This window comes from Massilia rubra (assembly GCF_011682065.1).
GTDB classification, from domain to species: domain Bacteria; phylum Pseudomonadota; class Gammaproteobacteria; order Burkholderiales; family Burkholderiaceae_D; genus Telluria_A; species Telluria_A rubra.
The window spans coordinates 50664-63747 of record NZ_VUYU01000004.1 but is presented as its reverse complement, the minus strand read 5'-3'; the positions used below and the strand labels follow the sequence as shown (position 1 = coordinate 63747).

The window sequence follows — 13084 nt, the reverse complement described above, 5'->3', positions numbered from 1 at the left end:
CTATAAATACCATTGCGCCAGCAGGCGCCAGCTATTGCGTTCGCCGTGGGCCGCGTACTGGTCCCAGGCGCCGCCGCGCACATGCGTCCATTGCAAGGCGACGTCGACTTCATCGAGCCGCCAGCGTGCTTCCGACCACAGCAGCGAACTGCCATCCTGCAAGTCGTGTTTCGCCACCGCGCTCAGGTCCAGCCTCGGGCGCAGCGCATCGGGCCAGACCAGCATGGCGAACAGGCCCTTGCGGGTCGGCGGCTCCTGCTCGCGCCGCACGAAATCGCGATACGCCCAATACTGTGCGGGCTGGCGTGCCAGGCCGGCCCACTGCTCCCTGTCGAGCGCGGCCCCGCACCAGTGGACCTCGGCCGTGAACGACATCCGGTTGCCGGCGGTATAGGTAGCGCCCGCCGCCAGGCGGTTGCGCCAGGCCCGCCCACCCTGCCCGCCCAGCGCGCGCGACAACAAGTCGCGCTGCCGCCCGCCCGACCATTCCGCATGCGCGGTCAGGGCGTCACCGAGCAGGGTCGACAGATTCAGGCCAAGCTGCGGCGCTTCGCCCTCTTCCAGCAACAGCAGCGCCTGCGGCTGGAAGTCGGGCGCCAGCCGCACGCTGCCAACGAGCATCGCGCGGCCGCGGGCGTTGGTGTTGCCGCCGTCGTCGTCACCGATGCGCGGCGCCAGCACCGCGCTCACCGAGCCGCCATCCCACACGCGCTGCCCCTGCACCAGATAGGTGCCACTGCGGCTGCGGCGCAGCGTCTCCGGGTCGACCGAGACCACCGAGCGCACCGCCCGCGCGCGAAAGTAGTCGCTCGGGTTGTAGCCGGCGGCGACACCCTGGCGCAGGTTGACGCGCCCGAGATCGATGGCGCTTTCGGCGCTCGCGTTCCAGCTCAGGTAGGCATCCTTGACTGTATTGACCGAGCGCCGTTCCGTCCCCCCGAAGTGCTCGAAGCGGTCGGCCAGCTTGAAGCGCCAGTCGGGGCTGAACTGGTGCTCCCCGCTCACGTCGACCGACAGGCGCGTAGTGCGCCGGGCGCCCGGCTGCGCTGCGCGCAAGCCCGCTTCGAGTTCGAGCGAGGTGGCCCATGGCGCACCGGCCTGGCCAGCGTGCGAGGCGGCGCAGCACGCCAGCATGGCGGGCGCCAGGGCGCAAGCGCGCCGCATCACGTATCGCGCTCCAGCCTGAAACGCGGCAGGTAGTCGCGCTGGAACCAGGAATCGGGAATCTCGCGCCCCACGTAGCCGGAAAAATCCATCACCGTGATCCAGCTGGTGTCCGCGCCATCGATGATCACCGCTTCGGTCGGGCGCAGCTCGCCGAGCACGCGCTGGGCACGCCGGTAGAACACGGTCTTGAGCAAATGCCCGCTGCCGCTGTAGTACTCGGCCTTGACCGGATGGCGGCTGGCACTGTCGAGCCACAGTCGCACCCGGTGATAGTTGGCCTGTCTGGTATGCGCGGCCAGGTTCAGCAAGGTGCACTGGCGCGCCTGCACATCGCCGTCCTGGATCTGTTCGTCGCCAACGAGCTCCGCACGGTAGTCGCGCGCCAGGTTGGCCGTGACCACGTCGCCGCTGGACGCCCTGCCAAGCAAGCGTTGCTGCGGCGAGATGCGCACCGCGGCCCGGCTCGACGGGTCGAAAAACCACATGTCGCTGCCATTGACCAGCATCAGCTTGTTGGCGTCGCGCAGCGGGCGCGCGAAGCGCACCAGGTTGCGGTACTGGCCGCTTGCGCCATCGATCTTGGCGTAGATGTTCAGGCTGCTTTCATCGGTCTGCTTGCCGGCACGGTACTCGGTCAGGCGCACATCGACGGCAAACGGCTGGACCGGGTTGCGGATCGCGTCGCTCTGGGCCAGCAGCAGGTTGGCGTCCGGCGCGCCGGCCCGCGCCGGTGCGCACGCGGCCAGCAGCGCCCAGGCCAAGACGGTGCGTCGCTCACACATGGCGCAGCGAATCGACGATGGGCAGGCGCCCGGCGCGGCGCGCGGGCCACCATGCGGCCAGCAGCGACACGATGAGCAAGGTCAGTACCGCGTTGGCGATGATCTTGTACTCGCCCCACAAGCCGACCGAAATCACTTGCGGCTCGACCGTGCCCGGCGGCAGCCAGCTCATGCCCGCATGATTGACCGCGTAGGCGATCCCCAGCGCGAGCAGCAGCCCGGCCACCGCGCAGGCCAGGCCCAGCAGCAGTGCCTCCCACACGAAGACGGCGGCAATCGCGCCGCGCTGCATGCCGATGGCGCGCAAGGTGCCGATTTCGACCGTACGCTCGGCCACCGCCATGTTCACCGAATTGGCGACCGAGAACAGCACGACGCAACTGAACAGCAAGGCGACGAAACCGAACAGCGCCCCGAACATGCCCAGTATTTGCCCGTACGAAGGGTTGATCGTGTCGAAGCCGAGCACGGTGAGCTGCTCGCCCTTGAAGTCGCGTGCGAGGATGGCGGCGATCCGTTCGCGCGCCGCTGCCAGGTTGGCGGTCGTGTCGAGCTGCACCACCAGCGAGGTGGCCCGTGGCGCCGCCTCGCCGTACACCAGGCGCTGGGCGCGCGCCAGGTGCAGTTCGATCCAGCCATCGTCGAGCTCCTTGACGCCCTGGCTCTGCGCCTTGACCACGTTCAGGTCGGCCACGTTCGGCGCGCCCGTCTCGCCCGCCGTCAGCAACTGGATGACGGGGACTGCGGCGTCCATCGCCGTGCGCTTGGCCGGCTGGCTCAGTTCGCTCAGTGCGGCCAGTCCGGCCGGCTGCGCCGCGCCGCCGGCCGCGCCCGCCTCGACCGGGGGCGGACAGTCCGGCACCGCCAGCGCTCCGCACAGGCGCAGCACGCGCGCCACGCCGGTGCCGATCACAGCCGCGTTCGGCGGCGATCCTTGCAGGGCCAGGTTGCCCGGCTTGATCGGCAAGCCGTAGGCATTCCAGGCGCGCATGCGGTTCTGGTCGTCCACCAGGGTGCCGCGCCCGAACACCGTGCGCGACACGTTGGCGCTGGCGTTGCCCGCAATGCCGCCCAGCCTGAGCGATGGCGTAATCACCAGCACCTGGGCGCGCAACTGGGGGTCGCTGCGCACCGCATCGATGATGCGCTGGTAATCGGCCAGTCCATAGGCGGCCGGGTTGCCGTCGCCGTACAGCAGGAAGTCGCGGTGCTGGATCTCCAGGTGGCCGCCATGGCGCACGAAGTTCGTCTGCAAGCCCTGGTCCACCGTTTGCACATAGGCGCCCAGCAACAGCAGCGCACAGACCCCGACCGTCATGGTGAGGAAGGTGGACAGCGAACGCCGCCCGTTGCGCCAGACATTGCGCGCCGCCAAAGCCAGCGCGCTCATGCTTCCACCAGTTGGTCGATGCCGGCGGCGCGCGCCTGCAAGGCGCCGTCGCGCAGATTGATCACCGTATCGGCCCCGGCGATGAGCGATGTGTCGTGCGAGGCGAACAGGAACGACACGCCGTGCTCGCGCTGCAGCCTGCGCATGAGCGCGACGATCTGGGCGCCGGTAGCGCGGTCCAGGCTGGCGGTGGGTTCGTCCGCCAGCACCAGGCGCGGACGCGCCGCCAGGGCGCGCGCGATCGCCACGCGCTGGCGTTCGCCGCCCGACAGTTCGTGCGGCCGGCGCCCATCCTTGCCGTTCAGGCCCACCGCGTCGAGCAGGAAGGCGACCCGCTCCTTGCGCGCGGCGGCGCCCTGTTTTGCCAGTTGCAGCGGATAGGCGATGTTCTCCGCCACCGTCAGGGCCGCCAGCAGGTTAAAGTTCTGGAACACGAAGCCAAGATGCTGGCGGCGGAAGGTGGTCAGCGCCTTTTCGGCCAGCTTGCCGACCTGCGTGCCGGCAATCTCGATGCTGCCGCTGTCGGGCCGGTCCAGGCAGCCGATCAGGTTGAGCAAGCTGGTCTTGCCGGAGCCGGAAGGTCCGGTCAGCACGCTGAAGCTGGCGTCGGCAATACTGAAGCTGACGTTGCGCACGGCTGGCACCGGCACCCGGCCGAGACGGTAGCATTTGCTGACATCGCGCACGTTGAGAATGGTCATGTGGACTCCGGGACGGGGTGGGCCGCTTGCAGGGCGGCGCTGGCGCCGTCGAGCAGCGCGACGATGTTCGCTTCGATGCCGGCGCGCCCGGGATAGCTCTCGAACAGGGCAATCCGGTTGCGCACGATGTCGCCGCGGTTCCACATTTCGTACAATTCCTGGCGCATCCCGTAGCGGTCGCTCACCAGTTCGGTGGCCAGGCGGAACAGGCGCGACTTGAACACGACGTCCACATCCTTGCCGCCCATGTAGCGTTCGAGCAGCGGGCGCAGCACCGGATTGGCCAGGTCGGCCTCGCTCGGCTGCATCACCAGGCCGGAACCGCACACCACGCGCACGATCTGGGCCACGCGCGCCGAGACCTGGGCCGCAAAGGCGTCCAGCGCCAGGGTGACGCCGGGTGCGAGGTGGCCGCCACTGGTCGGCCTGAGCTCGTTTTGCAGGCCGACGATGGCCAGCCGGACCATTTCCACGTACGAGGTCAGTTCGCCGAGCTGGTCGCCGATCTCGCGGAAATCCTTGACCCCGATGGCTTTGCTGGCCAGCGCGGCCACGCCGAGGAAGGTGCGCAGCCGATGGTAGAAGCGGATCTGCCCCACGTACAAGGCCCAGGCGCTGATGCGCGCAAAGCCGGCCGCCGCCGCCTGGCAATCGTCGAGCAGGAAGATGCGGTGGTTGGGGATGAACACATCGTCGAAGAACAGCATGGCGTCCTGCTCGTCATAGCGCGACGACAGGTCGTGGCGGAAGCTGTTGCGGTGCTCGGTTTGCGATTCGCGGCACATCAGGCGCAGGTTCGGCGTGGCGATCGGCAGCGCGAACCAGATCACATACTCGGGCGCGCTGCGCATGAAGAAGGCGGGCGACAGGTAGACCATCACTTCATGGCAGTACGGCGCCAGCGTGGCCAACTGCTTGGCGCCACGCACCACCACCCCGTCGGCGCGCCGTTCGACGATGCGCAAGGCATTGTCCGGATGCTCGGCCAGCGAGGCCGAGCGGTCGATCTGCGGGTCGCCGATGGCATGGGTGAGCGCGATATCGTGCTCGCGGCAGTACAGATAGTAGTTTTCGGCGTTGCGCGCGAATTGCGGATCGACCTTGCCCAGCTCGTGGCGGTAATCGTACAAGCCGACCACGACATTGGCGACAAAGTCTGGAATGCGCGGCAACTGGCCGTGGCTGTGCTCCATCCACAGATGGCTGTTGCGGGTTTTGGCCGCAAACTGGGCAGGCGTGCTCGGCGCCAGGTAGGACAGGCTGACCGGATGACCCGTCTGGGGGGAAGTCCAGGTCATATCCTTGTGATGGGCGTCGCTGTGCTGCAGGTCGTACAGGCGTCCCAGCTCGCGCAACACGCCGGCAAAGGCCGGGTGGGTGCGCACATCGACCCGCTGGCCGTCATACCAGACCTCGCGCTCGTCGCCCAGGCTGGCAACGAAGGACGCGCCGCTGTGTACGCCCGCAGCCTTGTGCATGTGCAGATTGTGCCGGTACTCCATATTGCTCCCGCCGGCGCGGTAGTCGACGCGGTAATCCGATAAGTTGGCTGTCATGTTGTCTTTGCTGATCGCGTTGTTTGACATCGGAGCTGCGGCCTTGGACTCCTGGCCTAAGGACGGCGCGCGGGGTCCTTGCGGCTGAACGGGCAGGTTTCCTTTTCTTGTACATGAGGAAACTGGTCGCGCGTAAAGGCCCCGGTCGCGCGCAGCAGGCGCTGGTCGAGCGAATCGGCGCGACCGACATGCCTGGACAGCACGCCGCCCGCACCGGGTCCGGCCACCACGCCGCGCGCGCGGTGCAGGCGGTTGAGCGAGGCCAGGGCGTTGGCGCCCTCGCGCATGCGCTTGACCGTCAAGAGGCCATCCGGCACGCCGATCATGGACTTGGTGCCGCCCCCGCCCAGACAGTTGCGCGGCATGTGCAGGTGCTCATGGCGCCAGGCCTCGATCAGGTCGTACAGGCGAAACGCCGCGTTGAGCAGGTTGTGCAACTGCCAGTTGTGGGCGCTGTCATGACGCCCCAGGTCCACATGTTCGACGGCGGCCTCGAGCGAGGCGAAGCCGGACCCGCTGAAGTGGGTTTCCAGCTCGCCCCAGAGCGAGGTGAACAGGTCGCGCAGCATGTGATAGCGGATCGACAGCGAATGCATGCCGCTGGCCGGGCCCAGGTTGTCGCGGAAGATATGGTAGTCGTTGGCCGACAGGCAATCGCCCATCACTTGCTGCGCCTGCACCATGGCCGGCAACAGCGTGCTGGCCACCTGCAGCCGTTCGGTCGCCTGCGAATAGCGCCCGGCGCGGATATCGCGCACCGCATGGTCGATATGGTCGTTCGCCTCGCAACTGAGGATTTCGGGCACCTGGTGCAGGGCGACGAACTCGGTGTAGCAGGTTTCGGCCTGCAATTGCGACTCCATGACCGCCTTGCCCAGCAAGCCGGACGCCACGAACTGGTCGAAGTCGCGATCGTCGAGCTCGACCACGACCTCGTTCAGGTTCGCTTCCCAGTACACCATCTCGTGGGCCGAGGAGCGCGCCAGGTTCAGCAAGGCATAGTCGAGATCGGTATGGCGGCCGAGACCCACCGTTTGCGTCATGCCGCGTCCGCCCGGTGCGGCGCCGCGCTCGTCGAAAAAGCGGTTCACTTGCAGCTCCAGCGCTTCGGACGCCGCCAGGAACTCGGCCATGGCGGGCGACTCGGCGATACCGATCTTGCGCGTCGCCGCCGGATCGCGGCACATCAGATGAATCTGCTTGGGCACGTCGCCCAGGCGGCGCATGACCAGGTGAAAGCCATGCACCCAGCGCATCACTTCGGTAGCGCGCTGCAAGTCGTCTTCCTGCAAGGCTTTGGTGGCGCGCCGGGTCAGGCGCACCAGGTTCAGCAGCGCGATCTCGGCCGCCTGGAACACCGCATGCAGCGCGGAGTTGCGCGTGCCGGCCACGACGTCGCTGACGTGGCGCGCCTGCGACAGGGTGGCAAGATTATGCAGCACATCGTAGCTCTCGGCGATCGCCCCGAGTGCATTCGCCTGCGCGGCGCCGTTGGCAAAGCTGGTATTCGTTTCCATCATCGCTACTCTCCCGGTTTCACATCAATCGCGCCCGCCTGGCGCCACTTCATCGCGACCCGCGTCGCTACCCGTGTCGCTACCCGGGTCCCTGCCCGCGCCGGCCATCAGGCCGGCGCCGGGCCATCGTCCCCGATCGCGGCGCACGGACAGGAATCCATGGCGTCGGTCACATCGTCGAGCTCCTGCTCCGTTTCCGGCTGGCGCGAGACGTAATACGTCTCGCTGGCAGTGTCGAGAGCGAAGTTGTTCGGCGCCATGTCCTTGCAAACCATGCAGTCGATACAGGAATCGTCGACATAGAATTTGCCGGCGGCGTTCATTGCGGTACGTAGTTCAATCGTGGCCATGTCGCTCTCTCCATCGGGGTGTCACGTCAGTTGAGATAGATACTCTGCATCGTCGGCTTGACGGCGTTGCGCACCGCCTTGTCGACTTTGTCCTTGTCCATCAGCAAGAAATTGACTTCCAGGCCGTGCTGGGCGACGAAGCGGGCCGCGACGCGCGCGCGCACCTCTTCGCCGTAGTTGTTCTCGGTCAAGCCAATATGCAGTTTCTCGTCAACCACCTTGACCCCGAAGTGATACGGGGCGCTGGTCAGCTCGCTCAGCACATCCTGTTCCAGCGCGAGCATGCTCATGCTGCGGCCCTGCACCACGATGTGGTCGGCCACCCGGCCCATGTGGCGCATGGTGTGGAAGGGCGAACCGCAGGTGCACGGCGCCTGCTCGATATGCACCAGGTCGCCGGTACGGTAGCGGATCAGGGGCAAGGCGCGCGAACTGAGGGTCGTCACCACCAGCTCGCCGGCCACGCCGGGCGCGCACGGTGCTCCGCTGGCCGGATCGATCAGTTCGAAGTAGGAGCGGTTTTCGATCAGGTGCAGTTGATTGGCGCTGCAAAACATGCCGAGGGTATTGGTCTCGGTCATGCCGAACATGGCGAAGGTTTCCGCTCCCCAGGTTTCGCGCAGGATGACTTGCTTGGCTGGCGAGGAGCCCTCGCCCGCGCACAAGAGCTTGCTCACTTTCAGGTCCCGGCGCGGATCGATCCCCAGTTGCTGCGCCACTTCGGACAGGTGCAGCGCGCGCGTGCCGGAACAGATCAGCGCCGTCACGCCGGCGTCGCGCAGGATGCGCACCATGCGCTCGGGCGGGCAGAACTGGGGCGACGCGCCCAGCGCCACCACGGTGCAGCCGATCAGTTCCAGCGCGCGGTCCAGGTCCTGGCCCACGCCGGCCAGTTCATAGGGCACGGCGACCGCCACCACGTCGTGCGGCGTCAATACCTGCTGCAGCATGTGCGCCACGGTGCAGTTATTGGTGAACCAATCCTCGGCGGTGAAGAAGGCCGCGATCGAGGTGCCGCTGCTGGTGCCCGAGCTTTCGCCGAAGCGCACCAGCGCATCTTGGCTCACTGCCAGCATGCCGAAGGGATAAGCGTCGTGCAAATGCTGGCGGGTGGTGAAAGGCAAAGCGGTGAAGTCCTTGACCTGGCCGGAGCGCAAGAAGGCTGGCGCGCTGCTCGCCAGATGGCTGCGATAGAACGGCGAGGCGTCGGCCGCGTGGGCGACGGCGGCATGCAGGGCCTCGCCCTGCCACTGGCGAAACGGCGCGCTCTGCATCGTGAATAGCGCATCGACCTGGGCCGCGATGCGCTCACGCATGCGCAGCGTGTCGAGGATGCGGGCCGCGCCATCGGCCGGCGTGCGGTTGACCGGCTTGTTCATTGCCGCGCTCCTTCAGTCGACGGGGCCTTGTCGATGGCCTCGCGCGCCAGCGCTTCGAGCACCGTGAACTGGGCCTGCTCGCGCCCGGAAATCTCGGCCAGCAGCTTGCTGGCGCTGGCCAGGGCATCCTTGCTGCCGCTCTTGCCTGCGCGCTCGATCAATTGCGCCACCTCGGTCCAGAGGCCGGCGATGGCCTCGAACTCCTTGGCCGCGGGGGCCAGCGCCTTGACGCCGGTCAGTTTGCTGCCCTGCTGGAGGAAGCGCGCATAGATTTTCCGGAACATGCCCCCGCCGGTACCGGCGCGCTCCATCAACATGGCGATGATCGGCAGCGATTCGCCCGGGTTGTCGATCTCGTCGAGCCAGCTCGTGATCTTTTCGCTGGTCGTCAGGATGCCCTTGTACCCCATGTTCTTGATGGGCGGATGGAGGTAGGTATGCGCGTTGGCGGCCAGCGCAATAAAGAAGGCGGTCGGCAGCCTGTCCGCCAGGTGCTCGCGCAGTTCAGCCAGCCAGGGGCCGTCGGCCACGGTCACCGACAGGCTTTTCGAGCTCATCGGTCCCTTGGCGGAGCGCGCTTCGGTCAGGCTGTCGAAACTGGTATAGCCGCCGCCTTTGGCATCCTCGGTGTCGACCAGCCAGGCGCCCTGCTCGTCGGCCTTGTACATGGTGGCGTAGTGGGCGTGGAAATGCACCGCCTTTTCCTGGAAATACTCCAGGTAGTAGTGATCGAGCTTGAGTCCGACCAGCTTGCCTTCTTCAAGTGCGCCGAGCGCATTGTTCATGGCGCGCGAGTCCGAGGACGACTCGCGCACATCGAACTTCACGCCCAGCACGGCGGACAGGTTTTCCGCCAGCAGATCGGGCTTGACCCGCCCGCCGATGAAGGGATAGGGCATGCCGCTCGATTGCCAGTGGATGTAGGACAGGCCCATGCCAAGCCCGAACACCATGTCTTCGGACAGCGCGATGCCTTGCTGCCCCAGCAGGTTGACCAGCATGGTCGATTCGCAATGCACGCCCGAGAAGGGCTTGAACTTAACTTCAGACATGAATGTTCTCCCGTGCCGCCCCATGGCTATGGACCAGCTCAATGACAAAATTGTTGTGGTTGTTGCGTAAGTGTCCGTAGCAGTGACCGAGCTCATCGCCTTCGGTGAAGGCGATCAGTTCCACCTGCGGCTGGGAGCGCGCCAGCGCTTGCAGGGTCGGCAGCACTTGCTCGCGCTCGTTGACGGCCAGTGCGGCGTGCGACATCAGGCGGGCGCGCTGGACGGGGGTGCGTTCCAGCCACGGGCCGAAGGCACGGCAGCAGAACATCTCGATCACGAAGCCGTCCGCCCGTTCCAGCGATGCCCACCAGCCGGGAGTGCCGTATTGCTTGGGCGCGATGTAGGACGGGCCGTGCTCGACGCCGCGCACCAGCCCGGCGTGGGCCAGCTGGTCGAGGAAGGCGAACCAGGCGAACACGTCCTGGTCGTTCTCATAGTCGCCGAGATAGATGGCCGCGTGGTGCACCCGGTTCAGGCCGCTGAGTTGCTCGCTGCCGGCATCCGCGCCCAGGAACTCGGTCAGCAGCGCGGCGCTGTCGCTGTCGCGCACCGAATCGGCCAGGGTCGTGACCGCATCCCAGGTGTGCTGGAATTGTGCCGGCGCGGGGAAATGCAGCGCGCCGGCCTGGGCCAGCGTGGCGCTGGTGCGGGCCGGCAAGCCATCGCGCGCTGCGGAAGACGCCGTCGGCGCCGGCGCCGCCCCGCTGCGCTGGTCCCGGTACTGGGCCAGGTAGCGTCCCGTATAGCTGGCCGCGCATTCGAGCAAGCCATCGATGCTGCCGCTGTAGAGCACGTTGCCGCCCTGCTCCCCGCCCTCCGGACCGACATCGATGACGTGATCGGCCAGCCAGATCATGTCCATATTGTGTTCGATCATCAGTACCGTATGTCCCTGGGCCAGCAAGCCATCGACCATGCGCGTCAGGTGCGCCAGGTCGGCCATGTGCAGGCCGCGCGTCGGTTCGTCGAAGATGTACAGGGTGTGCCCGGCCTTCTTGGCGGCCAGTTCGGCGACCAGGTTGATGCGCTGCGCCTCGCCCCCGGACAGGCTCGTGGTCGACTGCCCCAGCGTCAGGTAGGCGATGCCGAATTCCGTCAACAGGCCGAGCGCCTTGCCGATGCGCTCGCACTGGGGCTGGTCGTGTCCGGCGAAAAAGCCGAGCGCCTCATTGGCCGACAGGGCCAGCAGTTCATGGATATTCTTGCCTTCCCAACGGATCGCCAGCACGTCCTCATGGAATTGCATGCCATTGCATTCCGGGCATTCCACGTAGTCGCTCTTGAGGAAGTGCATATCGACTTCCACCTCGCCCTGGCCTTTGCAGGTTTCGCAGCGCCCGCCCGCGACATTGGTGCTGAAGTGCGCGCGCCCGAGGTCGGCGGCCGCCGCTTGCGGATGGGCGGCGAACAGGTCGCGGATATCGTCGCTGATGCCGATATAGGTGGCGATGGTGCTGCGGGTGGAGCGGCCGATCGGCTTTTGCTCGACGTTGACGACACTGTCGAAGCGCCCGGCCGTCCTGGCCGCGCCCCTGGCGCCCTTGGCGGCCTTGGATGGCTTGGACTCGCCGGCCGGCGCCTCGTCCATGGCGCGCACGGCCTGCTCGTAGACACTGCGCACCAGGCTGCTTTTGCCGGCCCCCGACACGCCCGTCACGCAGGTGAGCGCATTGAACGGGAAGCTGGCGCTGGCGGCCTTCAGGTTGTTGCGGTTGCTGGGCGCGACAGTGAACCATGGCGCGCCCGACAGGTCGCGCCGGGGGCGCTGGCCAAGGGGCTGCGCCAGGCAGCGCGCGGTGAGGCTGGCGGCGCTGGCGCGCATGTCGGCAAAGCTGCCCTCGAACACCACCTGGCCGCCATCCTGCCCCGCGCCCGGTCCGATCTCGATCAGCCAGTCGGCGGCGCGGATGATGGTCTCGTCGTGCTCGATGACGATCACGCTGTTGCCCATGTCGCGCAGTTGGGTCAGCACCGACAACAGCTTGCGGGTATCGCGTTCGTGCAGGCCGATGGACGGCTCATCCAATATATACATCACGCCGCTCAGGTCGGAGGCGACATGCTGGGCCAGCAGGATGCGCTGCAGCTCGCCATCGGACAGGGAGGTGACCTTGCGCGCCAGGGTCAGGTAAGGCAGGCCCACATCGCTTAGGTTGCGGCACTGTGTCAGGCACAGGCGCAACACTTCGGCGGCGGCCGGCGACAGCGCCAGGCTCCCGGCCAGCGCCTGCAAGGTCTCGCCCAGCTGGCGGGCCGACACTTGCTGCAGCTCGGCGATGGTGTAGCCGGCGATCCTGACGGCCAGCGACTCCGGCCGCAGGCGGGCGCCGCCGCAGGCCGTGCAATGCGATTCGCCCAGGTAGGATTCGAGCGCCACGCGGCGGGTGGCGGACGAGGTATTGCGGTACTGCTTGTCGAGGTAGCCGAGAATGCCGTCAAAGCGCATATTGTTCGACACCTTGCCGACCGAGACGAAGTAGGTATCCTCGCAACCATGCAGCACCATCGCGCGCTGCGCCTCGCTCAAGCTGTCGTAGGGCACGTCCAGCGCAATGCCCTTGTCGGCGCACATGGCCTCGAACACCTTGCGCACGTTGGGAATGCTGTAGGTGCCGCCGACCGCATTGTCCCAGATCCAGGTCAGGCTGCGCGCGCGGTCCGGCACCACCTTCTCTTCGCTGAACGCCGTCACCCGTCCCATGCCATTGCATTCGAGGCACATGCCCTCCTTGCGGTTGGCGCTGAAGTGGCTGGGCGTAAGCGGCTCGGCAATGCAGCCGCAAGCGCCGCACTGCAGGCGCGCATCGACCGCTCCGAGGCAAGCCGGGCAGGCCGGCGCGCCGCAGCGGGCAAACAGGACCCGCAGCGAGCGCTCGATGCCGAGCAGGGTCCCGACCGTGGAGCGCGGGTTGGACAGGCGCCGGGTCGATTGTTCCAGCGCCACCGGCGCCTGCACCCCGCCGATCTGCTCGACCTGGTAGTCGCTCTCGCCGGCATCCATATTGGCGCTGCCGAGCGCGCCCAGGTAGAGCGCCTTGGCGTACTTGTACAAGGTGTCGAAGATCAGCGAGGACTTGCCGGAGCCCGACACGCCGGTCACGACCACCAACTGATTTTTCGGGATGCGCAGGCTCACCCCTTTCAGGTTGTGGGTGCGCACGCCGTCCAGGCGGATGTAATCTTTGGCCAT

At 67.0% G+C, this 13084-nt stretch carries 10 protein-coding genes; all 10 read right to left on the bottom strand.

Going from position 1 to position 13084, the window contains the following annotated elements:
* The gene (locus F0185_RS07200) at positions 1 to 1167 is read right to left on the bottom strand and encodes a hypothetical protein (RefSeq protein WP_167222967.1); all 1167 of its coding nucleotides are present in this window, start codon (positions 1165 to 1167) and stop codon (positions 1 to 3) included.
* On the bottom strand, positions 1164 to 1949 hold the full coding sequence (locus tag F0185_RS07195; protein WP_167222965.1) for an outer membrane lipoprotein-sorting protein: 786 nt from the start codon (positions 1947 to 1949) through the stop codon (positions 1164 to 1166). Before F0185_RS07195 ends, F0185_RS07200 begins: the two co-directional genes overlap by 4 nt.
* On the bottom strand, positions 1942 to 3339 hold the full coding sequence (locus F0185_RS07190) for an ABC transporter permease (protein ID WP_167222963.1): 1398 nt from the start codon (positions 3337 to 3339) through the stop codon (positions 1942 to 1944). The genes F0185_RS07195 and F0185_RS07190 overlap by 8 nt, the downstream gene beginning before the upstream one ends.
* Positions 3336 to 4040 (bottom strand): ABC transporter ATP-binding protein, encoded by a 705-nt coding sequence (locus F0185_RS07185; protein ID WP_167222960.1) that lies wholly within the window; start codon positions 4038 to 4040, stop codon positions 3336 to 3338. Before F0185_RS07185 ends, F0185_RS07190 begins: the two co-directional genes overlap by 4 nt.
* On the bottom strand, positions 4037 to 5596 hold the full coding sequence (locus F0185_RS07180; RefSeq protein WP_223164466.1) for a 4-hydroxyphenylacetate 3-hydroxylase N-terminal domain-containing protein: 1560 nt from the start codon (positions 5594 to 5596) through the stop codon (positions 4037 to 4039). Before F0185_RS07180 ends, F0185_RS07185 begins: the two co-directional genes overlap by 4 nt.
* 56 nt (positions 5597 to 5652) lie before the next feature.
* Positions 5653 to 7116, bottom strand: coding sequence for a tryptophan 2,3-dioxygenase (locus tag F0185_RS07175; RefSeq protein ID WP_167222958.1), 1464 nt, complete (start codon positions 7114 to 7116; stop codon positions 5653 to 5655).
* Between the two features lie 104 nt (positions 7117 to 7220).
* A complete protein-coding gene (locus tag F0185_RS07170) occupies positions 7221 to 7463 on the bottom strand; it encodes a ferredoxin (protein ID WP_167222956.1) in 243 nt (80 codons plus the stop codon).
* A 26-nt stretch (positions 7464 to 7489) separates the two neighbouring features.
* A complete protein-coding gene (locus tag F0185_RS07165) occupies positions 7490 to 8842 on the bottom strand; it encodes a phenylacetate--CoA ligase family protein (RefSeq protein WP_167222954.1) in 1353 nt (450 codons plus the stop codon).
* Positions 8839 to 9894 carry a BtrH N-terminal domain-containing protein gene (locus tag F0185_RS07160; RefSeq protein WP_167222952.1) on the bottom strand — a complete coding sequence of 352 codons (1056 nt, stop codon included), beginning with the start codon at positions 9892 to 9894 and terminating at the stop codon, positions 8839 to 8841. The genes F0185_RS07165 and F0185_RS07160 overlap by 4 nt, the downstream gene beginning before the upstream one ends.
* Positions 9887 to 13084 (bottom strand): excinuclease ABC subunit UvrA, encoded by a 3198-nt coding sequence (locus F0185_RS07155; protein ID WP_167222951.1) that lies wholly within the window; start codon positions 13082 to 13084, stop codon positions 9887 to 9889. The genes F0185_RS07160 and F0185_RS07155 overlap by 8 nt, the downstream gene beginning before the upstream one ends.